Source organism: Paenibacillus sp. ALE3 (assembly GCF_054113405.1).
In genome coordinates, this window is sequence record NZ_CM134214.1 from 5,396,448 (window position 1) to 5,422,371 (window position 25,924).

The following is a 25,924-nucleotide window of genomic DNA, read 5'->3' on the forward strand; positions in this document are numbered from 1 at the left end:
TTAGATATTCAAGTACCTATCATTTATATGGATTTTTGAGTTAGAAAAACGAAGGTAAAAGTGCATATCCCTTGTCGAACTGTTAGCCTGTTCAGTAAAGGATTTGCTAATGGACTCATCCTCGAAAACAAAGTAGTCTCTCCCTTTCTGATTACCGAACATAGAAATTAGAGCATAGTTATAGCTGGCTGGATTACATATTCCTGCCGTACCTAACGGTATCAAATTCAAAATATCTTGAATGATGAACTTGTCAGGAATATTCGGCATTGTTTCCAATGCGAGCAGGAGGCAGGCGAACAGAATATCAGCGTTTGCTCTTTCAGAAATCAGGTCCAAGTTAAAGCGTTTACTATCAATTGTTTCCCAGTCAAGTGCGGTTACAATCGGCTCAAGATTGTTTGACGTGCGCTCGGCCACTTTGCCCAGAACATCTCGGTATCCGTAAGCAAACAAAAAGCGACTGAGCTTTAAGGAAGCCTGGTCGCCAAGGGTGGATTGTGTCTTGGGCAGGACTTGACGGTAAAATTCGCTGTATTGCTCTACAGAGGCAACAACATCTTCAAGCTCTGCACACTCGTCCGGGAGCTCAGCCTCTTTGAGCAAGTCATTCATGCCTTTGACGCGGCGGGAATCTGCAAGCTCGACCTGCTCGGCACATAGAAGATGGGCGAGAAAGGTGACAGTATTGTATACGTATTCTCCTTTTCCAAGCAACTCCATCCAGTAGGAGATGACGAGGGACGGTTCAGGTTTATATTGCTCCACAAAGTTTTTCCAGTTGCTAATGACAATCAGATGAAGCTTTTTGTATGGATAGGAAATGCTTTGCTGTTGCCACTTGCCACAAGACCATGACAGGGCAGCACGTAGTGTATGGACTTCGATGGTGGCAGGATCAGTGAATTGCTTCTTCCAGACCTCCAACGGCTCAACGGGATATTTAGCAAAAGGAAATCGGCTAAGATGCTGTTCATGATGTGTCTTGATAAGCGCAGCCAGTAATTTTTTCTTGGCGTCAGTCAATTGCATGGACATTTGAAAGATGCTCCTTTTGGTGATTTAATAGGCTTGATCGGCGTTGGCGAGGAGCCACTGTTCCGCCTCAGTGGAATGAATACCTTGTAACGTAAAAAACGTCATGCTGCATTCGTTGTCCAGCATGACGTAGATTTTATAGAAGGTGTGGCCATTATCAAAAGTATATCGTTCGATGTATTCAGGGTAATACGTACCCGCCGAGCATGAGAAGGCTGTTTGGTCGTGAAGGATTGGAATAAGTTGATCAGCGTTTTCCAGAATGAAGAACCATTGGCCGGGTGGCGGGCAGACTTCGTTTTCAAATGCGCAACGGAGTTGTTGCATGTAATCGTGGATGAATGTAAGGCACTCGTTAGGGAGTGCGCTGTTCTGGAGTAGGGTTGCGAATTGTGCATCAGATGTCAGGTCGATCACTTTTCTGATTCCTCCTGATGGTTATTGACTTGTGGGCATTACCGTAGCGGGGATGGTTGTTAGCTTTTGCTACTGCAAGAGCTTCAGGCGAAACATAGAATGGTTCGGCCAGTTCCGATACCCAGCCCAACGCGAACTCAATGGGACTTCCTTCGATAGCTGGAGGTCCATCTACCCAATCTTTTTCCAGCGTGAATTGGATGTTTTCCTTTCCCATGGTCACGAACAAATCTGTACCGTCATAATAAGGATTTACTGTGTCTCCTTCCTGAAAAGTAAGAGCGACCCGCACTTGGTGTACGGGCCGCTCTTTTTCGTGGACTTGGATTTGTTTTTCTGAGATGGCTAAGAATTGGATGTCGCCCTCGGGGTTGAGGGTTGACTCCAACAGTGCTAAGAGTTTTCTGTGTGTGTTGTTCATTTGTATACCTCCATGAATTGTATTCATAAGTATGATATAAAAATGAAACTTTCTTTATTACATAAAATAAGTTACTAACCTTAATTCACCATTGGACAAGACTTAGAAGCATACCTCATCTACAATTAGGTCAATCATTTGTTGGTCAGGTAAGATATCCGTATATCTTGATCCTAATTCCATTAATTGCTCATACGAAGGATATCTAATCATTCGCAAATCTGTAGCATTTACCTGTGTATTTCCACTAAATTGTCTAAAGTACCTGTCAACAAGCGTAGAGTTTAAATATAGGGAGAGTCCTTTGGCCAAAATAAAATCAAATCCTGCTCCATTTGTGTGATAGAAATTTATTTTATTTTCAAAAGCAATCATCGGAGTAGCATCACTCTCCTGATATACAGCTGCAACCACTCGCCGAAGTTCTTCTTTTGATGTCATCCGCTTTACTACTACATAATTTCCATTTGGTCGTAATCGCCTAAAATTTGCATCTGTGGTTATCAGACAGTTATATTTTTTCACATGTTCTTTGGGCCATTTAACGAAACCTTGGCCTTGACTAAAGTGCTCGGGATATATTAGAGGCACACTGTTGTTACTAGATTCTTTTATTAATGTTTCCTTTGGTTCCCTAAAATCAACAACCGGCCCTGTTGATAAAGTAAGTTGAAGATCATTAAGCGTGGACGGCAGAGAATGCATCTTGGTTTTAATCTCATCGTCTTCATTGTTTCTTACTAGTCTAAAGATAGACAATGGATCATCAGGATGAACTAACTCGCTATAGAGTACCTGATTAACCTGAATATCTTCGAGATTTAGACTTTGACTAAAAGTTAATGTAACTCTATCTTTTACCTTCGGTGGTTGCTTAATCGCATGGTAAATGACACTCTCTTGTAATACTTCCTCCCCTGAGAACACTTTTGTACGGGAATCAAAGAGGTGGAAATGTTTGATTGTTGTATCACTAGTCAAATCACTTCTAAAATTTCTAAAGTATTGTCCGTTGCAAAAGCTCCTTGGTGTAATAGCTACAAATTCTCCTTTTGGTACCAACCAGCGTTTTACCAAAGAAACAAAGGCCGCATATTGATTGGAAACATCTACTCCGATGGAGAGAAGCAAACGATTTTCTTCTGAATCACTGCTAATTTTCTTGTAGGGTGGATTTAGAATTGCTAAATCGAATTTGTTTGCCTTTCGAGCGGCAGGAAGAGCTTGAACACTTGAAGATATAAAATTTTCTCTAATTATTTGGAAATTTAATTTAATTCCGTTTAAAGAACATAGTTGCTCGCATATATATAACGTTTCTTGCAGTGATGCAATGAGACTTTTATCTATTTCATAAGCAACTAAAGTGATTTCTTCAGGTTTGTTTTCCCAAGAGCATATTTCATTAATTACAGCTGCACCTAAAACACCTATTCCGGCTCCAGCATCTAAAAGTTTGATTTTTTTATTTTTACGAGATTTAAATAAACTGGCCATGAAGGTTGCGGTAGATACATCGGTAAAAAATTGTTCGAAAGCTTCCTTATCTTCGGTTTGTATAAGTTTTCTTGTAGCAGTCATGATGTCATTTATTAGTTGAGGAAAACTATTGGGGGATATAGTTTCTTGGTTAAAGACCAGTTCCCCTCCTTGAATTAGGAAAGCCACTTTAGATACAACTCCTTAGAGGATAATATTGACAATGGTAAAGTAGTATGAGATGATACATCTGCAACGTTGCAGACTAAATTTCTCAAGGAGCTCAAATAATGCTAACTATTGGTATCGCAAAAGAGATTCTTCAAAGAGTTGGATTTCCTGAACAAAATTGTACAGACACAACCGCTATATGTGTAATTGCCTTACAGGATAGAAAACCTCGCCAAGGACTTATATTAGGACATCAGTGTCTAGCCGAAGGAGCAAGAATTACAGATATTCTAGAGTTTGCACGAAATGATCTCGGAAAAAATTATGCAGAGAATACACGTGAGACTGTAAGAAAACATAGTTTGAAGTATCTTGTAGATTTTGGTTTGGTCCATGTAAACAAAGATGACCCAACCAGACCTGTTAATTCAGGTAATACTAATTATACACTTGTAGAAGAGTTTGATGGTTTACTAAAAACATATGATGATCCATCTCTATTCTCGAATAAAATACAAGGCTTTGTCAACGAAGCAACTATTAATAGAAAAAAGTACCTTGAGAGCTTGGAAAATCATAAAGTACAAATTGAAGTGCCGTTTAAGTCACATCCACTATTATTATTATCACCCGGTGATCATAATATTATTGAAAAACTAATTGTTGATGAATTATTTATTGAAGAGGGGCGAAGAACATACCTTGTATATTTAGGTGATACGAGAAATAAAAAGAAATATATTGACGAGGAATTAGTTGAGAGAATACGTATTTCCGTAGACGAGCATGCTAAATTGCCAGATGTTATAGGCTTCGATGAATCCAATAATGAAGTTATGATCTTTGAAGCAGTTGCATCATCTGGTCCGGTTGATTTTCTAAGAAAGAAAGAGTTGGAAGTTCTTTTTGCTAGATGTCCATATTCTCTAAGAATGAGCACAGTTTTTTTGAAACGCAGCGTGTTCCAGAAGTTCTCAAACAATATCGCTCCTGGGACAAGCGCTTATATTGCAGAGACAAAAATGAAAGCAGTATACGAGACTTTTTAATTTTTGTATAACACTTAAGGGAGAAACAAAGTATGCGACTAGTAAACGTCACACTAAGCGGAATTAGAAAGTATAATAGGACTGTAAGTTTTGAATTTAATGACAGCACCTCCATTAATACGTTAAGTGGTAGAAATGGTGCTGGAAAGACAACTGTTTTTTCTTCAATTATGCAAATACAAAAGGCTTATTTTATTACTCGAATGCAGCACTTGATTTCAGAAACAGAATATGAAAGATTAGTTACTGATTTTGGAAAAGAGTTGTACAATTCTTCCTTTGAAAAAGGTGCGTATGCAGAGGTTACTTTTGAATTTGATAACAAGGATCGTGCATTACTGCCACCATCTATTAGTCTTTGGGATGAAAAATTCAGTATATACTGGCCAATAAATAAAGAAGGGAATGAAACATTTAAAGTAACGGTCAGGTTGAGAGTGGATGGCGTCAGCAGAGATACGGCACAATGGAACATATTCATTATGGATAGAGATGACACAATTTTAGGTGCCTTTTGGAATGTGGAAACTCCTCGAAACATAGTTGCTTTTATAAATTCAAGTAAAAATATAATAGAGAAAGATGTAATGTTTGATAATGTAAAACTAAGACCTAGTAGAAAAGTGATTGACTCTGTTTCTAGTATCGTCTATTTTGCGATTGAACCAGAAAGCGCATTCGAAAAATTATATGAGTTAATGGTTAACGATTATCTGTATGAAAAAATAAACCCAACTAATCGAAAAGGGAATACACCAAGGAATGACATATATTATCACGTCACAAAAATTCTTTTCGATTATTTATCTCCCCATCTCATGCTTAAAAACTTGTCATTTATTCAAAAGGAAGATCAATTCGTTATCACTGCTCAGCAAAAAGGACCTAATAAGTCAAAGCAATATGATATGCGTGGATTTAGCGCAGGAGAGAAATTGCTTTGGTATTCACTTCTTTTTATAAATTATACAAAAAGCATGGGAATACTTATAATTGATGAACCAGAAAATCACTTACATGAAGAGCTGGCAAGTAAATTAGTCGCACTTTTGCAGAGCCTTGTTGAGTCAGAAGATTATAAAAAATTTGTTAATTCATTAGGTACTGAAAGTAATGCTAAATTGCCAACTTTAGAAAGAGAACTTGAGAAAGAGTATAATTTTTTTAGACTTAGCCAAGTTTTTCTTCTCACACATTCTAAAAGTTTAATTTACCAAAATTTCACTAATGGATCTAACTTCGTCCTACGTGATACCAGAGCAGCTCTCGTCGACTATGAGTCCTGTGAAAAAGTATTAAGAGAGATAGGCTTAAGTTATGTTAACGATAAAGTTCTTTTTGTTGAGGGTAAGACAGATGTGGAGATACTAGAAAAGTCAGTAAGCCAATACAATATCCAAGTTAAGACGCTTGATAACTGCCATGAAGTAATTAGAGTATTTCAGTCTTTGCAAAAGATAAAGAGATATCTTAACGACCCTAAATTTATTTTTTTGATTGACAGAGATACCCGAAGTAACCAAGAAATAGAGGTTTTGCGAAACAATGACCAATCTTATTTTGATGAACACTTTATAGTTCTTGAAAAACATGAGTTGGAGAATTACTTTTTAGAACCATCTGTAATAAGAGTTGCTTTGAAGAATTTTGAAGACTCAAACTATAATGCTCCCCAAAAAGAAGAAATTGAAAAAATCATACGTGAAGAAGCAGATGAACAGCTACCACACACCAAAAGAAAATATATGAATCATGTTCTTAATAACACAATGGGGAAAATGAATGGTCTTATAAAACAAAGTGAGTTACAAGTGGATACTAAAGAAGGTCATGAAGCATATATTAAAGACATATTATCAACAGGGAAGATTAGAGAGTTGGAGAAGGAACTTATTGAACACTTTAACTCTATGGAAGAGAAATTTTCTTCAGCCAACTGGGATAAAAATTGGAAAGAACTAATGGATGGTAAGTCTGTATATAATAAAGTAATGAGCAAATTAGCTTCAGGTGCGGGTGTAAGGAATGACAAATTAAAAACAAAAATGACTGAGATACTATTGTCTTCTCGACCAACGCAGTTCAAGAAGCTTATTAGACAACTTTACAGAATGTTCGAGATCGAAGTGGCTACACTCTCAGATGTCGATCTGAAAAATGGAGCTTCGTAACACAGGAAAACTATACAGGTCAAAACCCAGAGCATCAAACATATCAAAACATATAGCATCCATAGACTGACGTCTGTATCAATAGACGTCAGCTTTATTTATGTTTTTATTTTTACCTAATATAAAATATATACCGAAGAATAAATCTTGGGAGGGTTTCTAATGGAGAAATGGTGGATGGTTAGGGCAGGAGATAATAATGAGTTGGTACCCGAGTGGCTTAAAAAGCAGGTTGCAACAATTGGCTGGAGTTCTCTTGGTAACCCCATGGAATTTCTAAATAGAGATAATCTAATTGAAAAGGCACATGAGGTATACTCTAAGGAAAGGCCTAAAGCACGTATTGGATGGGGACACCAAGTATGGAAGTTCAGCAGAGAGATATCTGTAAATGATAATATAATTACCTATTCAAAAGAAAAACGTGAATACATAATAGGGAAAATAAACAAGCCATACTTTTATGACCCAAAGGTAATCCATGATTACTATCCAAATGTGATTGGAGTTAAATGGGAATCCAAACGCATCTCTCGGGATCAATTAACTCAAGGAGCTAAAAATTCACTTGGGGGAATATCTACAGTGTTTCGTGTTGATACCTGGGGGGATGAGTTTGAGCGTTTATTGTCGAGAGGTGAAGAGAGTCCATCTTTTCCAACAGCTTTACAGAATTCAGTAGATGACGAGAGCGTTGATAATACAGATTTTATCCAACAAGCAATAACCTTGCTAGAAGATGCAATAGATAAACTTGATGAGTGGCAAATTCAAGATTTGATTGGAGGGTTACTTGAGAGTATGGGGTATAAAGTTGCAATTAGCCCTAAGGGCCCGGACGGTGGTGTTGATATTATTGCACACCGAGATGCGTTTGGGTTTGAAAAACCGATAATAAAAGTTCAAGTGAAACATCGTAAGGCCACTGCCGGGAGCCCAGAAATCCAACAGCTATTAGGTTCCAATCCTATGGGAGCAAATTGTTTATTTGTATCTACCGGTGGCTTTACCTCACAAGCTAAGAATGTTGCCAAACAACATGGTGTAAAACTTGTAGACCTATCTGAATTGGTTCAGTTGGTGGAGGAGTGGTATGAAAAAATGCCAGTAGAGCGACAGTCTTTATTATCTTTAAAAAAGGTGTATATCCCAAATGCACAATAATGATGTATTGAAATAGACAAAGAAGTTGGCACCTTCTCTTAAATGGTGAGCGAAGGTACCTATACATAAGAGAATTTTAGCTCGCTTGACATTTTCTTAATTCGGCCATATGATGTATTACAATGTATTTCGTTGTAATACAATGGAGGTGTTTGAGATGAAGTCAATTAGTCTACGAGTTAATGAAGAGATGTTAGAGCAATTGGAAAGCTTAAAAAGCATACTTCCAAAAAATCAAACTGAGGAGTTAAGTACTTCAGAGATAATTCGAGTGTGTGTTAATTTCACAAATTTAAATTACGGTAAGGGCAATATAGAATGGACTGAAGTGATGGAATTGATAAATGCATACGTAAAAACGGCGCTTATAACACAAATGGTTGGTATAGATTTCGATTTCTTGGATCGAATATTAGATGCGATTGAAAAGGTTAATGAAGAAAATTACACAGAGGAAGTTAAAGAAAACAACAGATTGTTCAATGATGAGAACCCAATTACACTAGGAGAATTGTTAAGGTTTGAGTATCGATTGTTGCCAGAGACTTTTTTGGAAGCGATGGGTATTGATGGAGAACATTATAAAGATTTAACGGATAATGAACTTGCGGACTACATTCTTGAACTATTTAAAGATAAAGAGTTTTCAGATAAGGCGGAGTCTCATGTTAGGGTTCAAAATTAGATAATGTTCCTAGTGAGTTGAAAATACTAAGGCACAGTAAAGTATAATTTAAATCAATAAATGTTCTAATAATTAATATTCTGGACGGGAATTTATGAAAATTAGATCAAGACCAATTAATGCTAATAAAGAGGAACAGAATTAATCGTCAAAAAGAACGAATGAATTCCTTGACAAACTTCATTAATACAAACACTGGTAATTTAAATGGTAAAAATGTTAATTATTTACACAACAATCAAGAAGCCATAGACCTGATGTACTAAAAGATTGTTTTAAAGAAGCTGAAAAGAACGGAGTGGCTTCAAAAATGATCAATTGTTTCCAATGTGTCACTTGTATTGATATAGATAAATTGGTAGCAACGGATAGGATTGATATAATGAAAACAGCCCAATCAATGCACAGAGAATTCTGGAATACTGATGAAGTATTCAAATTGAATTCATTAGATCATAGGCAATTATTAGGCTGTAGTCTATCTATTACAGTATTCCCATTTGTTGAGTCACTCATTATCGACATCTTATAGGCACGAAATTTTACATTAGTACAATCAATGTGAGAGAACTAATTAGTTACATGAACAGTAGAGGATGGGAAGTAATTGAAACAACAAAAATTCTTGGAATTGATGAATTAGAAAAGCTGGATTTTCCTGTTTTTGTTTTAAAAAGTGGAAACGATCCACACCAAAATTTCAGATTTCATATTGATTTCATGGTATCATGTATGATGGAATTAATTGAGATGAGATGGTTATATAGAAATAGCCAAAAGTATCGTCAGCTTTGAAGATGAAGAAACTTACTACATACCTTTCTATGAAAAAGAAGAGAAGATTTAGAATTAGGATATACATTAATTTGTATGTTACTTTGATTAGGCATTTTGAAAGGATAAAAGCACCCATTTCTTTGGGTGCTTTTTGATTTCGCTCTACAAATGTTACGGTGAACCGTACCATAAATAAGGGCAAGTTTATGTGGAGGTATTAAGAACGGTTTGTAATCCAAAATAAAAATTAGCTGTTAACGAAAGAAAAGGCGCGCTATGGCGCGTTTTCTTCCTTAAACAGTCTCCAAAATGGTTTAAACTGATTTTTTATATACATCTGCAAAAACCTTTGCAAAGTCTCCAATCTTGACTTTGCCGAGGTGGTAGTCGGTGGCACGGAGGCTGGCGTAGAATTCGTCGGCGCTTTCACCCGCGCGGTACAATTGGGCGAAGCCGTTGGCGGTATTTTCATGGAAGCCGATTTTCTTCATATTTTCAGCGAGAGCTTCGACGGGAATTTGTTGGAATTTGGCTTCGACATCATTTTCAGCAAGAGCATTTAGCCAGTCGTTGCTTGTGGCCCAATCGCTTACTACGAATTTCGTGCTTTTTCCCGCTGGGGTGTGAGAAATCAGAGCGTAAGCGACGTCCGCGATATCAACTGGGCTGACCCACCCTTGCGGGATGTCGGCTGAAATTGGACTGAAGAGGATTCGCTGGGCTTTGAGGCTTTGCATGTCGGCAAAAAGATTGCTGTAAAAGCCGACAGGGCGGATATGAACAACGTTCACGCCTTCGAGCGAGTTGAGCGCGTCTTCTGCAAAATGATAGCTGTAAAGGATGCCGGCGTTGGGGTTGTCAGCGCCGACTGAGCTGAGGTTGATGACGTTTTTCACGCCTGAGTTTAGAACGGCAGTCTTGTAATCTTCAGAAAGCTCGATGGCGGTCTGCCACATATCGGTGCCAGTGGCAAAATTGATGCCAGAAATCATGAGGTAAACGACGTCGCTGCCTGTGAAAGCCTTGGTGAGGAAGTCGACGTCACGGTTTGAGCCGACAGCAGCCTTGGCGCCGAGCGCCTCGATGTCGGCGATCCGATCTTTGGAGCTTGTGATGACGGTGACATCGTGACCATCTGCGATGAGGCGTGGAAGGTAGACACGATTGATATTGCCGAGTGAGCCGAGAACTGTGATTTTCATTGTGTTCTCTCCTTCTTTTTGATAAAGTGGTGTCAGTGACTGACATTGGAGTTCATTATGCGCTTGCTGAATACTGTTGTCAAGAAAAAATGTCAGTTACTGACCTTTTTGATAAGTTGTAAAAAATTACAAAAACGGGAATGGTAAAATGAATAGTAAAGAGAAACTGCAGGCGGCGGCCACGAAATTATTTATGGAAAAAGGCTATGAAAATACGACGGTGCAAGAGATTGCAAGCCTTGTAGGTGTGACGGAGAGAACCTTTTTCCGGCAATTCAAGGACAAGTCTGACGTGCTTTTTGACACAAGAAATGAGATGGGGCAACAAGTCGCGGCTTTTATCACGGACCATTTTGACGTCGAGCAAAAGCCGCTGAAGCTTGCGGTTGATGGCTTTGCCTCGGTTTTTAGTTTCTTTGATGGCGAGCGGGAGAGGGTGCTGGCGCGGAATCAAATTATTCAAAGTAACCCTGATTTGCAGGAGCGTGAGCTGCTAAAAAGCCAGGCGCTGATTGAGTCTGTCACAAACGTCTTGTCTGTCAAATATGATAGCGAGCTGTCAGAGCTTGCCGCACGATTTGCGGTTGAAATTTTTCACATGGCTTTTATCAAATGGATTGAAAGTGCCGAGAAAGGCTTTGTGGAGCAGGTGCTCGCAGTTTATGAGGTGTATCAAAAACTCTGTCAGTACTGACAGAGTTTTTGATTATTGCGGCGCCGAAATTCAGGTGACAAGAACATTGCCCAAATGAAGTCCTCATATCGAAGGCTTTTTAATTATCGAATCAAATTCTTGTCATGTCCGCCGTGCAGCTGGATAACCCCGAGGAATAAGAGAGACAAAAAACTTGCCGTTACAGAGAGTGCGGAGAACCCTATCACAAATGACGCAAATTTGCTTCACATTCGACCTCATACTGTGACGGAGTAGGTTGGTGTGAACTTGGTGAATAAATGGCAGAAAATATGGCTAGCCATAGCCAACCATATTTTTAAAAGCATTTTTTGATTCTAGACACAATCGGGTTTCCTTTAAAGCGAACCTAAATCCCTTCTAGGATCTCTTCCGTTGTGCGAATCCGGCCAATCCTCGGAAAAATAACGTTCCGTACATGCTCATGTTCGGCCTTGGTGAACCCAGTCATGGCGTCAATTGCAAAAATAAGTTGATAGCCGTGCTGGAATGCCTCTCTTGCGGTTGTATCGACTCCGATACCTGAGGATATACCGCATAAAACGATCGTATCAATATTTCGGCGGCGCAGCTGCAGATCAAGGTCTGTTCCATGGAAAGCCCCCCATTGTTTTTTGGAGATGATATGGTCTGTCTCGGTCACTCCGAGCTCGGGAACAAATTCATCCCAGCCCTCTATCAGGTTCAGTCTAGGTACCGTGGTATCGAGCTTGGGAGAAGGTATATCCTTGAAGTCTTTACTGGATACGTGTACAAGATTCACAAAAGCCCCCTTGTTACGAAAAAGATTGGCCAGCTTAGCTGAATTTGCAATGACCATCTCGGCAGAATAAGGAGCATACTGACTGCTAATCCATTTTTGGAGGTCAATGACGACCAGAGAAGTCTTGTTCCAATCCAATAACGGTGCTCGTTCCTCACCCTTCAAATGATTGCCATTTAGTTGATTCATATAGAATCTCCTCCTAACCTTATCTTTTAATAAAATGATGACTACGTCAGTATATAATCGATGATATAGAATAACGAGAGAGGGAATTAACCTAGGAGCGTTACTCCCAGAATACAAAGAAATACTGGAGGGATGAGATGAAATGCAGGAGGAACGCGGAAAGACCGGAGAATTAGCTGAATTTCTCCGTACCCGACGGGCCCGTCTGACTCCGGAGCAGGTAGGTTTGCCTTCCGGTGAAAGACGGCGGACACCTGGTCTTAGAAGGGCAGAGGTTGCCATACTCGCTGGTATCAGTGTGGATTGGTATACATGGCTGGAGCAGGGTAGAGACATTCAGGTATCCATCCAGGTGCTTGATAGCTTGTCCCGTGCGCTGCGAATGAACGACATTGAGCGAAAACATCTCTTCTTGCTCGCTGCAGGACACTTACCCCCGAGTAATCAAGCGCCACAGAACAAGGTAAGCCGGCTACTGCAGGATTTTTTGGACAGACAGGGGGAAAGCCCTGCCTTTGTGGTAAATTCAAGGTGGGATGTCGTAGCCTGGAACCAGGCCGCGATTCTTGTTTTTGGAGATTACGAAGCAATGTCGGCAAGAGACAGAAATTCGATATGGCGCCTATTCACTACGAATAATGCGAAGCGGATGCTGGGTGACAGTTGGGAAGCGAACGCCAAACATCGGTTAGCCCAGTTTCGGGCCAACTATGCAAATACAGTCGGGGATCCTTGGTGGGGAGAGTTTATTGAGGACCTGCACCAGCAAAGTAAGGAGTTCCAGGAATGGTGGCCGTTGCATCAAGTTATAAATGTGCCGGAAGGTGAAAAGCTGCTTAATCATCCTGTTGTCGGTTCCCTTCGTTTTGGTCATCTTTCCTTCCAGGCTATGGACTCCGTTGACCTCCAGGTTACAGTTAATATTCCTTTGGATACCCCAACAATTGAAAGAATGAGAAAACTTCTTTCTGCGGTTAATCGATAATTCAGCATTTGCCACGTCCGTTGAAGTTATTCCATTTTGGCAGGTGACCTTTCTTTAGCGGGATGGAATAATGAACGAACATCGTGATGTTAGTATGATTCCAATTTGTAAAAAAATTCAAGTGGGTGAGTTGGGGATATGGCTAAAATCGTCAGCGCATGGACCTAGCCAAACGTAACGGTCGTCTCATCGTTCGGATTAATGACTCACAGGATTGCTCTAAAGTGGTTGTTTAAGCGAGACACTGTAAAGAGAAACAGTTAGGGCACATTGACCAGCCTTAACTATCCTTTTATTCATGACTCCAAACAGATTGTAGAAATCGTTAGAAATGACGCCAGCCGCTGTTGACAGCGCCTTGCAAAGAGCCAGAGAACGATAGGGCGAAACTCCGTTCAGAAGAATAATGGATACGATAGCTAACCAGAACTTTCATACAACAGGTCTGCACCGGATGGCATACAGGATGTTTATTCGTGCACCTGCGAAATTTTACCAAAGCGATGGAGAGTGAGTTTTTTTGATTTCGCCGTTGAATTCGAAAATAATATTATGGAATGGTTTGAAGGTAAAAAAATATAAAAGTACCGTAATCAGCTCTTGCGTAGTCTGAAATTTCAAATCTCTATGTTTGTCTCCAAAAACTCAAGATATTTTGGGTCGTCTTCCATAAAAATCTCAATACCGGCGCCCATGTAAGCCCGGGTTAACTCGTCAACCGCCTTTTCAAAGTTTTCCTGTTCATAATATAATTGCCCCAGCCGAAGGTGAATATACGGATTACCCAACCCCTTCGGACACTGTACGGCATTAAAAAAGCACTTGAAGGCCTTATCGTAATTCTTCATACGATAGTGGACATCCCCAATAGCTACATATATCCAAGTAGCGGCCTCCCATTCTTGATGATTTTCAGGCAATAAACGGAGGGCGGCAATATAATTTTGCTTGGCGGCATCAAGATCGCCTGCCTTCACTAAGTCATCGCCTTGTTTACATAGAGCCCTAATTGCGGAATAAGTGGAATCTGAGAGCTGCAAAGTGATCTCTCCTGTTCTATTGGATTAAGGAGTTTTAGCCAATGATCGTTTGTTGGCTTTCATCAAAAATGGTGGCGTCCAGTATTGCCGATAAATAGCCTATCGCCCAAATGATATGATCTGTAAATTCTTCTCCATGATCAGGCGGGAATATGAAGCGAATGCGCTCGACACAGTCTTTGACTTCAGGCAATCATATGAAGAGTCTACCAAATTTTTAGGCCTATTCATAGATTGAAAGCGCGTTCTAGTTTATGTGAGTACTATTTTCAAAGGGGCCATGCATGGCATGTAGTATTTTAAATGGCTTGATATAATTTAGAAGAAAGGATGATAGAGATGCCAAATGATAAACAACAGCTTCACAAGGAATCGATTAAGTACCTAACGACTGCCCCCCTTCGCGAAAATGATCCTAAGTTTAGCTGCGTAATAAGTGATGTAGCCTATGAGCTTTTAACCACAGATGAAGTAGGTCTGATAGAGCAACTGTATTTTAAAATGAAGAATATTGCCCTACGAAATAAGATTCTGTATGGTTTAATCCGGTGCAGGAATTTGGAACTGAAGGATTTCTTTCAGAAAGCCTATAAAAAAGAACGATATTTGGATATGAGGCTGCTCGCGATCCATGGATTAGTACAGTATGCGCCAGAAGAAGAGATCGAAAAGGTCACGGACCATTTTCTTAAGATCTTGATAAAGAGGCCGGAGACTACTCCTTATAACTACTATGAATATGAGTTTCTAAGGTCTGCTTTCGGGTTTCCTCTTCTAATTAAAAAATACGGGTATTCCTGTTTTGAAAAGGTATATCAACAAGTCGAGAAACAATATCAGGATATGCCAGAAGCATTTAAGGGGCATTTGACCTTTGATGAAGATGGGAAGCAAGTTTCGTTGAGAACTCCGATGAAAATAAAGCAAATGATAGATCGTTTTTATGAATCACGAAATCTTCGATAAGCTGAGTCCAAGAAGTTGAAAAGCAGCGACGACTATAACAATGATGAGGTTTGTTGAAAGGAGAATAGAGATGACCGTAAAGTTTACTTTGAATTATACGGATGGAGATTTCATCGAAACCATAGAAGTTCCAATTTATAAAGCGTATCGTGAGGGTACTTCTTTTCAACTGTATCATTTAAATCGCAACCCTACTCGTATTGAACACAAGGAATTGTTGGTTATCGATGAATCGGGGATTGCTCCAGAGTGTATGTTTAAAAGTGTTACAGAATTTTGTGAAAAAATTATCCCCTATTTATTGAATAGGAAAAATGAGTCATTGTTTTTATTCGGGGAATATTATGATGCAGAGAAAGATAAGATGATGGACATTGATGATATTGAGATTCCCTGTTTAATAGGCGGGGCAGCCGCCTTACAAGAAGAGAAAAAGTAGTCTGGAACCTACAGAGGTAGTCGCTGAGGAACCTGAATCAATAGATTTATTGAAAAAAATGATTGATAAACGTTTGCAGGAAGATCCGGATTTAGCGGATGAAATCTATGTGATCACCCCATTTAGAAATGTGGCTTATAAGCTTGTTCAGGTTTTAGACGAAATTAAATTCACAAAACGAGAAAACGGGAAGACAACGAATATTGGTACAGTTCATACTTTTCAAGGGAAAGAAGCCAAGGTCGTCTACTTTGTTCTTGGCGCGGACTCTGATAGCAGTGGGGCAGCAAGATGGGCTGTCTCTGATCCCAATATGATGAATGTTGCAGCGACGCGAGCTAAAGAAGAATTTTATGTGATTGGCGATAAGAAATTGTATGCCTCACTCGGTAGTGAAGTGGCAAATAAAACGATGTCAATTATTGACGACTATAACAATAATAAGGTCGGGAATGATGGTTAGGCGAAGTTCTCCAAGTTGGAGTAGATTCGAAGGGTAGTTTCCTTTAATAGTATATTAATTATATTTTAATCTGGAGAAATCGTTCAGTATAAATGCAATTCGTTATTTTTATCTTCCGTCTATGAAAAAAGACCCTATCTCAAAACCAACTCCTACCCACTCTCCCGATTTCTATGCTTTAATAAAATGAGCAGTATCAACAAGAAGCGTTGAAAGTGGGATTCTATGAAGCGACTAACGATTGGCCTGTTCGCCCATGTGGATGCAGGCAAAACAACTTTTGCGGAACAGCTGCTGTACCATACGAACAGTATCCGGTCGCGGGGGCGGGTGGATCATCAGGATGCGTTTCTGGATAGCCACGACATCGAGCGGGCAAGAGGTATTACGGTGTTCGCAGATCAGGCGGTAATAGAATATAAGGGAGATAGCTATTACATAATAGACACGCCCGGACACGTCGATTTCTCCCCGGAGATGGAGCGGGCGATTCAGGTCATTGATTATGCCATCCTGATTGTAAGCGCAGTTGAAGGTGTCCAGGGTCATACGGAGACGGTCTGGCAGCTGCTGCGCAAGCATCGGATTCCGACGTTCTTCTTTATCAACAAGACAGATCGGATCGGCGCGGATGCAGGCAGAACCGAGGCGGATATCCGTCAGCAATTGACGGGGGAAGTATGCTGCATTACACAGAGCTTCGCTGACGGCATAGTCGGCGAGCCGCTGCGGGAGGCCATGGCGGAGCGGGACGAAGCCCTGCTGGAAGCATTCCTGGAGGGGAGAGAGGATTCCGGCTTCTGGTTGGAGGCTTTGCAGAGGATGATAGCGGCGGGTCTTCTCTTCCCCTGTGCTTACGGCTCTGCGCTTCAAGATACGGGCGTCATTGAATTTCTGGATCAACTGCATCTGCTGGCGACAACCACTTATGATGAGAATGCTTCGTTCCAGGGGCGGGTTTATAAAATTCGGCACGATGCAGGCGGAGCGAGACTCACATTCATTAAGGCGCTGGGGGGTCGGCTGAAGGTGAGAGAACAGCTTAGTTACGAGAGCGGCGGGGTTCAGTATGACGAAAAAATTACGCGGCTCTTCTTGTTTAACGGCCTTAAATCGCAGCCGGTGGAACAAGTGGAGGCCGGCGATTTGTTTGCGGTTGCCGGATTGTCCGCCGCCGAGGCCGGACAAGGTCTGGGGTCGATATCAGACAAGTTAGCTTACGATTCGGAGCCGACGTTACAATCTAAGGTATTATTCGACAATTCGATACATGTACAGAAGGTGCTTGGTGCTTTTCGCACACTGGAGGCGGAGGAGCCGTCTCTAAACGTCGTTTGGGATGAGAAATTGCAGGAGATTTCTATCCGCGTCATGGGATTGATTCAACTGGAAGTGCTGGAGCAGCTTGTTAGAGAGCGGTTTGGCCTTGCTATCTCTTTTGGACAACCGGAAATCTTGTATAAGGAAACGATTCAATCGGCTGTGAAAGGGTACGGCCACTTCGAACCGCTCAGGCATTATGCGGAAGTGCATCTGCTGATTGAACCGGGAGAAAGGGGCAGCGGCATTATGTTCGATAGCAGATGTCATGCCGATGATCTGAATGTCAGCTATCAGAATCTGATTCGGAATCATCTCTATGAACGGGAGCATCACGGACTGCTGACCGGCATGCCGGTCACCGACGTGAACATTACGCTGCTGAGGGGGCGCGCGCATAAAGAACATACCCATGGTGGTGATTTTCGTGAGGCTGCCTTTCGAGCACTACGGCAGGGGCTGGAGAAGGCGGACAATGTGCTGCTGGAGCCCTATTACGATTTCAAAATCAAGGTCGCTATCGATGAAATGGGCAGGGTGCTGTCCGATATTCAGCGTGCTTCAGGTATTTTTAATCCGCCGCAGACAATCGGAACGCAATCGGTGGTCACGGGCAGGGTTCCCGTGTCGACTTTCATGAACTACAGTGCCGAATTTGCATCCTTTACGCATGGACGAGGCAGTATCCGTTGCGTGTTCAGCGGCTACGATCGCTGTCATAATACGGAGGAAGTCATAGAACGGATGGGCTACCGCAAAGAGGCAGACCCACTGTATACATCCTCCTCTATCTTTTGCGCCAAAGGGGCGGGTTACTCGGTGCCATGGGATGAGGCGGAAGCCAAGATGCACCTTGAATTAGAACCTTGAATGATCTTTATTAGGAAACTAAGCAACTAAGAAATTATCGTGAGCAGTACATTTAATAATGTACTACTTTTACGCCTCAAACTGGGCAGTTGCCGTTACTAGGACAGGTGTCGCTACATAGAAGTAAGCTGATGAGAAAGGCTTATGTCATGAGCGGGGATGGTGTAAAGTAGATGGCACAAAAGTTGCAAAAGAAAAGTACACGATTAACCGGAAGGATCGTACTTCCGGGCAATTGCTTGGCGGTGCAGAGGAGCTGCGTCGATTGATTAGACCGCTCTTGCGAGCAGGCACTCCGGTGAAGGTGATGGTGAAGACAGTACCTTTTATTGAAGCAACCCATTTTTTTGCCGAATCGGACCTGAATTTAGAACCAAAGTTTAAAATAACCGGGGCCTACGGATTCCAACCTTTGCCGCCTGAAGGAGTACGAATTATACGCGACTTTTTAGCCAAAGCACCCAACCGGCATTCTAGCGTGTGGAGTCAGAGCTTAGGTGGTGCAGGAAGCGCGGTAAGTCGAGTATCGCCTACTGCAACGGCCTATCCTCATCGGAAGGCTGAGATAATCTACGAACTGTCAGCCCGCTGGAGAAACAACGGGGAGCAGGAGCGGAATATTCAGTGGGTGGAAAGGTTCCGCAGAGCGTTGTGTCCCTTTGTTAAAGGGGATTATGTGAATTTCCCCGATCTGCAGATTAAGAACTGGCCCAAGGCGTATTATGGCGAGAACTTTGGCAGATTGAAGCAGGTGAAACGAAAGTACGATCCTCATAATGTGTTTCGTTTTGCTCAGAGTATTCCGGTGGGTAAACAGGTCAGAAAATAACAATACGCACACCAGATCGAATTAAAACAAGGAGCTGCCGGCGGCAGCTCCTTTAGCAATTTAGCTGATAGCGACGATAAGCTGAACCGTTCCTAAGAGACGCCGAAAAAGTTGAACTTTCGCAAGCGATTTTAGACTCCTTTGGTATGTGAAAAAGTAATTTCCCAATACACTTACCAACTTAGAAGGAAGATTACATAGTTTGTATATGATAAATATATTTATGTTTTATTTACAGATTTTTTGAATGAGGACTCTTAGGTCAAGAGTATTACTTTTAGCCAATGAAAGGATCCTTGAACTTAAAAATATTAAATTTTAATTAATAAAAATCCGATAAATAGGAATGGTCAATCTTACCATACGCAGTCTATTAAAAATCTCATAGTACTGGTGGATGCAGCATCAGAGGGAGGTAATATGAGAAATGAAGAAGGGAGGAATCCATGTCTAGCTTACTATGTATAGTTCCTTAGACTTGTATCAAATCGGGTCTAAAGTCTGGCAATTGTTTAGAATTTGTCTAGGTCTCTATATTATAATGATCGGACACGCCATATAAATATGGCGAATTTGGTAACTTTCTGTTGTAAGCGGCGAAGATGACCAAAGATGAAGGGAAAAAGTTACTGGCCGCTCCCAAAAAAATTTAGAAATGGAGGAGATTTTCGTATTGAAACAAAAAAGCAGTTTAGGTAAAACTATGCTATCTTTCTGCCTGGCAGTTTTGCTTGTCTTGCAGACAGTGGTATTCCCTGCTGCTGCATATGCGGATGACGAATCCGGCTCGCAGAATGCGGCTGAATCGCCTTCGGTATCTGAGGCGGTGTACGGCGCGCCAGACCAACCGTCGTCAGCACCTGAGGCGGTGTACGCTCCGCTGTTCACTTTCGCGGCGATGACGGCAAATCTGACGGACAAAACGGCGGTGCTGGCGAACGCCAATCCGACGTTCAAGCTCACAGTGAAGCAGGGTAACCCTGAAGCTGTGGTTCCTGCAGGGGGCGAGATTAACGGCCGGGAGAATTTTACCCTTGAACTGGATAGTATCGCTGTGCCGACCAAGGGCGACGATCTCAATGCTCCGCCCGAAAGTGTGATTCAGCAGGGGGATTATGCCGTCCTGGATAAGGCGACCTACTTCCCTGGTGTGAATTTGGCGCCTACAGCTCCTATGCCAATCAATCAGGGCGGACTGAAAATTGCTACCGTCCAATTTTTTGCCGATTCAATCAAAATTACGTTTGACGGCACAGGAGTATATGACGGCAGTAGACGCGACGTCAAAATCGGCTTTTCCGCTGCTGCTAGAGCAGCAGATCAGACCCCTGGCGGTGGCGGGGATACGACCATTTTCGGAGATGGCTATAAGTTTAAAAACTCTGATTTGGTGCCCGAGTATACCATTACTGTAAGCTCCTTAAGCAACGGCGGCTATGACAGTGGGATTAACAGCCCTTCTTTTCAAGAGGGTACCATTACGTGGCGAGCGGTAGTAACTGCCACTGACACGGACGATAAGACCATCCCCATGCGGCTGGATGGGTTGACTTTCTCTGATGAGCTTGCGAACGTCGGTGTATATGTACCTGGGTCCCTCACTGTGGATGGAAATGTGGCAGATCCTGATTATGCTGCTGATCGTACACTTTTCTACAAGTTCCCAGACGTATCCACTGTAGATAACGTCAAAAGCACGGCGACTATTACTTTCAAAACGTGGATTCCTAAGAGTAGTTATTACTATGAAAAGAACGGCAATTTTGCTGATCAGTATGGATGGAACCGCATTGATAATACCGCAAAGCTTTTGGGTGACGCTACCGATGTGAAGGCTTCATCAAATACCCATCGGATTGCTATACGCCCCAACTGGATTGCGGCGAGCGGCAAGCCGGGCAAGAGTGGAAACGATACGCTCATCACGTGGACGGTTGAGGTCAACAAAAGGATTAACAATAACGGTGTACTGTCCAGAACCGGCTTGCAGAACGTTAAGATTACAGACGTCCTGCCCGACGGGACGGAGTTTGTTTCCGCAACCTATAAGAATGGGGACAGCGGTACGGATACCCCAATTACCCGTAACGCCGCAGGGGAGTACGAGATCGGAACCGCCATCGGCGGGAATCTGGACGGGCCCCTCTATATGACAGTTGTGACGAAGGTGACAGACAGCAGCAAGTCAATCTTCGATTACAAAGCGCGCGCAAACTGGGAATTGGATGTGAAGGATGGAGGAACTGCCATCCAGAACAACGATGCAACCGGCTGGGTCGCTCCTGCTGCCGTTGTGGACACTGCACAGGTTAGAATTGGCGCACATGCCTTCACAAAAAGTGCGACCACAACCACCGCGCTGCACAACGTCGCAGGCACCAAGTGGACGATAAACTTGACGCTGCAGTACAATCTGGATGCTCCAGTCGTCTATGATTTGCTGGTTCACGGCGATTCTCTCGATGTACTGAATAATCTGGATGCCAATCCTAAGGTAACGTCGACAACTCTAGAAGCAATCAAGAGCCAGATCGACACCAAGCAGCTTTGGCAAAAATACCGCGAGAATACGTTGACTGTGAGCAATGGGTTGAATGGTGAAGTGATCCCCTTGACGGTGAACGGCGAGCGGGTGGCGGACCTTATCAAAGTTACCGGGTACAAAGGAGATGTACCAGGGAGCGTTTCCTTTGAGTCTGTCACTACCAACCCGGATAACCTGTTCCGCCAGGATAACGCTGGAAACACATGGAGCAACCGGGGACTGCTCTTCGACGGTGACGATTATGTGAGTCGCGCCGAAGCCAACACCTCGAACCTTGTGCGGATGCTGAACAAGGAGATGCTGTATGCGAACACGGCGGGTTTAGAGGGGGTTGCAGCCGATTGGAACCGAAACTATTCAGGCCAATGGAGCGACAGCATATGGAAAAGAACGCCCGTGGCCAGCGACCCGAATTGGTATATGGACAACTCCCGTCCTGACAATTACGTCCTGGCAGGCTATGACCGCAAGGATAGAACGGTCACCTTCCGACTGGCAGTAAACATGCCAGGCTTCAATACGGAGGAGATGGCCAAGGATGGCGGCACCCGTGTAGCCAGCGACATCAAGCTGGTGGATGTATTGCCGGAAGGCTGGGAGTTTGTAGATTATGCTCCGGGCGAGGCTTATAGACTTTATAAAGGTGGTACCGGCTATAGAACCGATGGTAAAGGCGGAAGTGGTAGATATGCACAGGCCATTTCAGTCATTGCGCCGGGTACGCCTCAGCATGTGGTGAGCTTTACCAAGGATGGCAATGAAGGAACCTTCACCTTTTCCAAGCTGGAGAGCCCCTACGTCATTCTGGTGAAGGCGCGTCCAACCAATGCTGCGCTTGCCTCCTACAAGCTAGGCAACAATAACGCCGGGGAGAATCAGGCTATGTTCTCCATGAAATGGGGAGACAAGCCGTATAGTGCTACCGAAGCTCACAGAATCATTGTACCTGTGCAGTCTCTGAGCAAGACGGTGCAAAAGCCTGTTTCTGGTGTACAGGAATGGACGGTGAATTACACACCTCCGTTCGAGATGAAGCCGGGTGTTTATCTGCTGGATACTCTCGCCAAAGGTCTGAAGCTGCGCCAAAATGCGGAGGGTGGCCTATCCCTCGAACCTTCCGACATCGCTGTCTATCCCGGCAAGTTGAAGCCGGATGGCACTTTAGAGCGTAACGGAGGACCGCTGAATCTTGCGGATCCGAATAGTGAGGTGAAAGTCACCGCAGGCACAGACCCGGCAACCGGGGGATCGACGCTTAGGTTTGATTTTGTCGATCCGAACAAGTTCTATCAGATCGTTTACCAGACCGAATCCCAGGGCATGCAGCCGGGAACGGCTGGGAATTCCATCAAGCTGATGGGTGATGATTCCCTTCCGCCGATCGGAGCGCAGAGCAGTATTATGCTGGACGCGAACGATGTAGCGGGAAGTGCCAATGAAAACGGCCTGCTCTTCCTCAAGAAGGTCGGTCCCGACGGTACAACACCGCTGAAGGATGTAAAGTTTCAGTTGCTCAATCCTGACGGTACACCGGCCAGGGATAAAGAAAATAATGTAATGGTGGAAAAAATGACGGGCACGGACGGCAAGACGAATTTCATTATTCAGGTGCCAGGGGATTATTTGCTCAAACAGACATATATTGATCTCCTCACTTACTTGCCTACGACTACGATATACCGGGTACGTGTCATCGATGCGCCCGGCAAGCCTGTCCTTGTTGATGGACAGAAGGTGGAATCGAACAATCCGCTGATCGTGCCTACACCGGCCGAAGGCAAGCTGACTATCACCAATAAGGTGGAAGGCAACGGCAGCGACCCGGACAAAGAGTTTGAGTACACCGTGACCTTCAACGGCGAAGGCAAGGATGGAGAGTACACCTATAAGAAGCCAGATAATACGTATGACAAGATCAAAAGCGGTGACAAGATTACCCTCAAGCACGGACAAACTGCGATGCTGCCGATATTGCCTGCGGGTCTGGTTTATACCGTAACCGAGGGCGATTATACGACCGTTGACGGTTACACGACTGATCCGGAGACGAGAGAATGGTCCGGAACAATTGTGAATAAAGGCGACCACAAGGCGGACTTTATTAATGAACGAATTGTCAACAAGCTGACCATCAGCAATACGGTCATGGGCAACGGCGGCGACAAGGCAAAAGAGTTCGAATACACCGTCAGCTTTGCGGGTGCAGGTAAGGATGGAAGCTATTCTTACGTGAAGTCGGACGGCGACAAAGGTTCGATCAAGTCCGGCGGTACCCTCCGGCTCAAGGATGGAGAGACACTGGATGTTTTGGACCTGCCTAAGAATCTAAATTACACAGTTACCCAGAAAGACTACACAACCGATGAATACATGACTACTCCTGGGGAGCGGTACTATACCGGAGTCATGAAGGGTAAGGATGAAGTTGCCCCATTCAAAAACATGCGAGTCATGACCGGAAGCCTGCTAATTGGCAACAAGGTTCAAGGTAATGGCGGTAACAAAACGAAGGCGTTCAAGTACAAGGTCACCTTCACAGGCGAGGGAGCGAACGGCTCCTACTCCTATGAGAAGTCGGACGGCAGTAAGGGCACCATCAAAAGTGGGGATACCTTTGAGCTTAAAGATGAGGAACTGTTCATTGTGGAGGGACTTCCTACGTATCTCCAATATACGGTGACCGAAGATAATTACACGGACGACGGTTATGTGACAGATCCTGCTAGTCTCATTCGCACGGGTACCATTCCGGTGAAAAGCGCGGCTGAAGCACACTTTGTGAATACCCGCCAGCTTCCAGTTCTGGAAGGCGTGCTGCGTGACAACAACACAAGAGAAGTCATTCCGAATGCGTCCATCACAGTGACCAATCTGAAGACAGGCGAGAAGCAGACGATTCAGACGAATGAGAAGGGTGAGTATTCGGTCATTGCCGAGGCAGCTACCGACTACACGATCACATTTACGAAGTGGTATCCGGTAGGCGGAAAGGATGTGCCTGTCGAGTTCACGCAAAAAGCAAATGTGGACAGCAGTGTGACGGACGAGACCGTTCCGGCTGATATTACGGCGGTAGGTATTGTGCTTCTGAAGCAGCCTGAAGGGCAGACTTCGCTGCTGGACAGCAAGCTTGCTGGCAAGATGCACATTTACTTGCGGGATGCCAGCAACCAGTATGTAGTGGATAAGAATGGCGCTCCCAAAGCGTTCAACCTAGAGTCGAACGGCGTCTTCTCAGCGGACGGTTTAGCCGCGAAGACTTACAAAATGGAAGTGCGCTACGAAGTGACGCCAGGTCAAGAATTAACGGTCCTTCAAGCGGATCTGGATGTGAAGGCCAACGGGGAATTGAATATTTCCCAGGGGCTCGTTGACCCGTATGGCATCATTACGGATGCAACAACCGGCATGGTGATTGAAGGCGCTGAAGTGACGCTATATTATGCTGATACGCCAGGGAACACAGCGAGCGGCATCGTGCCGGGCACGAAAGTAACGCTGCCAGCGATTCCGGGCTTTGCACCGAATGATAACGCCAGCCCAAGTCAGAACAGTGACGTAAACGGCGCATATGCATACATGGTATTCCCGAACACGGATTACTACCTGGTTGTAACCAAAGCCGGGTATGATGCGTATACAAGCCCAACTATCTCGGTCGGAAGCGACATCGTACGCCACGATATACAGTTGAAGCCGATAAGTTCCGGCGGCGGTGGTGGCGGCAATAGCGGCGGCAGTGGCGGCGGAACTGGGTCCGGCAGTGGCAGTAGCGGTACCGATAACAGCGACGACGGAGCAGGCAACGTGAACAACGGGGCAAGCAACGTGAACAACGGAGCGAGCAACGTCGACAACGGAGCAAGCAACGTCGACAACGGAGCAAGCAACGTGAACAACGGAACAAGCAACGTGAACAACGGAACAAGCAACGTGAACAACGGAGCAAGCAACGTGAACAACGGAGCAAGCAACGTGAACAACGGAGCAAGCGACGTCAACAACGGAACAAGCGACGTTAATAACGGAGCAGGCAACGTGAACAACGAAATCAACAAAGGCAACAACGTAAGCGGTAGCGTCGACAATGAAGTCGCCAATGGCGATTACGAGCTGGACGATGCTCCGAAAACAGGGGATAGCAGTCCATCGCCAATCTTCTATATGGTTTTGGCGCTGATATCCTTGATTACGATTGGTTTCTGTTTACTCAGCGGCAAGAAGAAAAGGCATATTCAGTAACCGGA

General features: G+C 43.5%; 20 protein-coding genes and 1 pseudogene. 13 read left to right on the plus strand and 8 right to left on the minus strand.

What is annotated here, in order from left to right; translation table 11 throughout:
- The 4 genes from ACXHJ2_RS24240 to ACXHJ2_RS24255 all read right to left on the minus strand — a co-directional run bounded on the left by ACXHJ2_RS24240 (position 1) and on the right by ACXHJ2_RS24255 (position 3,544).
- A complete protein-coding gene (locus ACXHJ2_RS24240; protein WP_165082223.1) occupies positions 1–1,038 on the minus strand; it encodes a hypothetical protein in 1,038 nt (345 codons plus the stop codon).
- 24 nt (positions 1,039–1,062) lie between these two features.
- A complete protein-coding gene (locus ACXHJ2_RS24245) occupies positions 1,063–1,455 on the minus strand; it encodes a hypothetical protein (RefSeq protein WP_064963792.1) in 393 nt (130 codons plus the stop codon).
- Positions 1,436–1,876 (minus strand): hypothetical protein, encoded by a 441-nt coding sequence (locus tag ACXHJ2_RS24250; RefSeq protein WP_165082221.1) that lies wholly within the window; start codon positions 1,874–1,876, stop codon positions 1,436–1,438. The genes ACXHJ2_RS24245 and ACXHJ2_RS24250 overlap by 20 nt, the downstream gene beginning before the upstream one ends.
- Before the next feature lie 102 nt (positions 1,877–1,978).
- Complete coding sequence (locus ACXHJ2_RS24255) at positions 1,979–3,544, minus strand: Eco57I restriction-modification methylase domain-containing protein (RefSeq protein ID WP_165082219.1); 1,566 nt, start codon at positions 3,542–3,544, stop codon at positions 1,979–1,981.
- Between the two features lie 101 nt (positions 3,545–3,645).
- Here ACXHJ2_RS24255 and ACXHJ2_RS24260 point away from each other — a divergent pair, with 101 nt between their 5' ends.
- The 5 genes from ACXHJ2_RS24260 to ACXHJ2_RS24280 all read left to right on the plus strand — a co-directional run bounded on the left by ACXHJ2_RS24260 (position 3,646) and on the right by ACXHJ2_RS24280 (position 9,390).
- Positions 3,646–4,575 (plus strand): BsuBI/PstI family type II restriction endonuclease, encoded by a 930-nt coding sequence (locus ACXHJ2_RS24260; protein ID WP_165082217.1) that lies wholly within the window; start codon positions 3,646–3,648, stop codon positions 4,573–4,575.
- A gap of 32 nt (positions 4,576–4,607) precedes the next feature.
- Positions 4,608–6,746 (plus strand): AAA family ATPase, encoded by a 2,139-nt coding sequence (locus tag ACXHJ2_RS24265; RefSeq protein ID WP_064963788.1) that lies wholly within the window; start codon positions 4,608–4,610, stop codon positions 6,744–6,746.
- Between the two features lie 162 nt (positions 6,747–6,908).
- Complete coding sequence (locus ACXHJ2_RS24270; RefSeq protein WP_165082215.1) at positions 6,909–7,910, plus strand: restriction endonuclease; 1,002 nt, start codon at positions 6,909–6,911, stop codon at positions 7,908–7,910.
- A gap of 157 nt (positions 7,911–8,067) precedes the next feature.
- Positions 8,068–8,595 carry a hypothetical protein gene (locus ACXHJ2_RS24275; RefSeq protein ID WP_165082213.1) on the plus strand — a complete coding sequence of 176 codons (528 nt, stop codon included), beginning with the start codon at positions 8,068–8,070 and terminating at the stop codon, positions 8,593–8,595.
- A 582-nt stretch (positions 8,596–9,177) separates the two neighbouring features.
- Positions 9,178–9,390 carry a hypothetical protein gene (locus tag ACXHJ2_RS24280; RefSeq protein ID WP_165082211.1) on the plus strand — a complete coding sequence of 71 codons (213 nt, stop codon included), beginning with the start codon at positions 9,178–9,180 and terminating at the stop codon, positions 9,388–9,390.
- Positions 9,391–9,686: 296 nt separating this feature from the next.
- On the opposite strand, the gene ACXHJ2_RS24285 is transcribed toward ACXHJ2_RS24280, so the two are convergent.
- A complete protein-coding gene (locus ACXHJ2_RS24285) occupies positions 9,687–10,574 on the minus strand; it encodes an NAD(P)H-binding protein (protein WP_165082209.1) in 888 nt (295 codons plus the stop codon).
- Positions 10,575–10,722: 148 nt separating this feature from the next.
- On the opposite strand from ACXHJ2_RS24285, the gene ACXHJ2_RS24290 reads away from it, so the two are divergent.
- Complete coding sequence (locus ACXHJ2_RS24290; RefSeq protein WP_064797525.1) at positions 10,723–11,268, plus strand: TetR/AcrR family transcriptional regulator; 546 nt, start codon at positions 10,723–10,725, stop codon at positions 11,266–11,268.
- A 349-nt stretch (positions 11,269–11,617) separates the two neighbouring features.
- On the opposite strand, the gene ACXHJ2_RS24295 is transcribed toward ACXHJ2_RS24290, so the two are convergent.
- A complete protein-coding gene (locus tag ACXHJ2_RS24295; protein WP_025679346.1) occupies positions 11,618–12,220 on the minus strand; it encodes an isochorismatase family protein in 603 nt (200 codons plus the stop codon).
- 142 nt (positions 12,221–12,362) lie between these two features.
- Between ACXHJ2_RS24295 and ACXHJ2_RS24300 the strand changes: the two genes are divergently transcribed.
- Positions 12,363–13,205 (plus strand): helix-turn-helix transcriptional regulator, encoded by an 843-nt coding sequence (locus tag ACXHJ2_RS24300; protein ID WP_129548476.1) that lies wholly within the window; start codon positions 12,363–12,365, stop codon positions 13,203–13,205.
- A 617-nt stretch (positions 13,206–13,822) separates the two neighbouring features.
- On the opposite strand, the gene ACXHJ2_RS24305 is transcribed toward ACXHJ2_RS24300, so the two are convergent.
- On the minus strand, positions 13,823–14,245 hold the full coding sequence (locus ACXHJ2_RS24305) for a tetratricopeptide repeat protein (protein WP_090737553.1): 423 nt from the start codon (positions 14,243–14,245) through the stop codon (positions 13,823–13,825).
- A 34-nt stretch (positions 14,246–14,279) separates the two neighbouring features.
- A complete protein-coding gene (locus ACXHJ2_RS24310) occupies positions 14,280–14,438 on the minus strand; it encodes a hypothetical protein (protein WP_165082207.1) in 159 nt (52 codons plus the stop codon).
- Positions 14,439–14,584: 146 nt separating this feature from the next.
- Between ACXHJ2_RS24310 and ACXHJ2_RS24315 the strand changes: the two genes are divergently transcribed.
- The 6 genes and pseudogenes from ACXHJ2_RS24315 (at position 14,585) to ACXHJ2_RS24340 (ending at position 25,919) form a co-directional block, all read left to right on the plus strand.
- Entirely contained in the window at positions 14,585–15,211 is a 627-nt protein-coding gene (locus tag ACXHJ2_RS24315; protein ID WP_129548475.1) for a hypothetical protein, read from the plus strand.
- A 70-nt stretch (positions 15,212–15,281) separates the two neighbouring features.
- Positions 15,282–15,650, plus strand: coding sequence for a hypothetical protein (locus ACXHJ2_RS24320; RefSeq protein ID WP_165082063.1), 369 nt, complete (start codon positions 15,282–15,284; stop codon positions 15,648–15,650).
- 49 nt (positions 15,651–15,699) lie between these two features.
- Positions 15,700–16,113, plus strand: a complete 414-nt coding sequence (locus tag ACXHJ2_RS24325) for an AAA domain-containing protein (protein WP_274597488.1) — start codon at positions 15,700–15,702, stop codon at positions 16,111–16,113.
- A 225-nt stretch (positions 16,114–16,338) separates the two neighbouring features.
- A complete protein-coding gene (locus ACXHJ2_RS24330) occupies positions 16,339–18,303 on the plus strand; it encodes an elongation factor G (protein WP_165082205.1) in 1,965 nt (654 codons plus the stop codon).
- A 223-nt stretch (positions 18,304–18,526) separates the two neighbouring features.
- Positions 18,527–19,132: pseudogene (locus ACXHJ2_RS24335) on the plus strand (BBE domain-containing protein); the annotation flags it as partial.
- A 673-nt stretch (positions 19,133–19,805) separates the two neighbouring features.
- Positions 19,806–25,919 carry a DUF7601 domain-containing protein gene (locus tag ACXHJ2_RS24340; RefSeq protein WP_342212795.1) on the plus strand — a complete coding sequence of 2,038 codons (6,114 nt, stop codon included), beginning with the start codon at positions 19,806–19,808 and terminating at the stop codon, positions 25,917–25,919.
- Positions 25,920–25,924: the final 5 nt, after the last annotated feature.

What these genes read in the sequence shown, in the direction of transcription:
- ACXHJ2_RS24265 (WP_064963788.1), top strand. Translation starts at nt 4,608, where the DNA reads ATGCGACTAGTAAACGTCACACTAAGCGGAATTAGAAAGTATAATAGG.
- ACXHJ2_RS24285 (WP_165082209.1), bottom strand. Translation starts at nt 10,574, where the DNA reads ATGAAAATCACAGTTCTCGGCTCACTCGGCAATATCAATCGTGTCTAC.
- ACXHJ2_RS24295 (WP_025679346.1), bottom strand. Translation starts at nt 12,220, where the DNA reads ATGAATCAACTAAATGGCAATCATTTGAAGGGTGAGGAACGAGCACCG.
- ACXHJ2_RS24300 (WP_129548476.1), top strand. Translation starts at nt 12,363, where the DNA reads ATGCAGGAGGAACGCGGAAAGACCGGAGAATTAGCTGAATTTCTCCGT.
- ACXHJ2_RS24280 (WP_165082211.1), top strand. Translation starts at nt 9,178, where the DNA reads ATGAACAGTAGAGGATGGGAAGTAATTGAAACAACAAAAATTCTTGGA.
- ACXHJ2_RS24240 (WP_165082223.1), bottom strand. Translation starts at nt 1,038, where the DNA reads ATGTCCATGCAATTGACTGACGCCAAGAAAAAATTACTGGCTGCGCTT.
- ACXHJ2_RS24315 (WP_129548475.1), top strand. Translation starts at nt 14,585, where the DNA reads ATGCCAAATGATAAACAACAGCTTCACAAGGAATCGATTAAGTACCTA.
- ACXHJ2_RS24320 (WP_165082063.1), top strand. Translation starts at nt 15,282, where the DNA reads ATGACCGTAAAGTTTACTTTGAATTATACGGATGGAGATTTCATCGAA.
- ACXHJ2_RS24260 (WP_165082217.1), top strand. Translation starts at nt 3,646, where the DNA reads ATGCTAACTATTGGTATCGCAAAAGAGATTCTTCAAAGAGTTGGATTT.
- ACXHJ2_RS24330 (WP_165082205.1), top strand. Translation starts at nt 16,339, where the DNA reads ATGAAGCGACTAACGATTGGCCTGTTCGCCCATGTGGATGCAGGCAAA.
- ACXHJ2_RS24290 (WP_064797525.1), top strand. Translation starts at nt 10,723, where the DNA reads ATGAATAGTAAAGAGAAACTGCAGGCGGCGGCCACGAAATTATTTATG.
- ACXHJ2_RS24270 (WP_165082215.1), top strand. Translation starts at nt 6,909, where the DNA reads ATGGAGAAATGGTGGATGGTTAGGGCAGGAGATAATAATGAGTTGGTA.
- ACXHJ2_RS24275 (WP_165082213.1), top strand. Translation starts at nt 8,068, where the DNA reads ATGAAGTCAATTAGTCTACGAGTTAATGAAGAGATGTTAGAGCAATTG.
- ACXHJ2_RS24250 (WP_165082221.1), bottom strand. Translation starts at nt 1,876, where the DNA reads ATGAACAACACACACAGAAAACTCTTAGCACTGTTGGAGTCAACCCTC.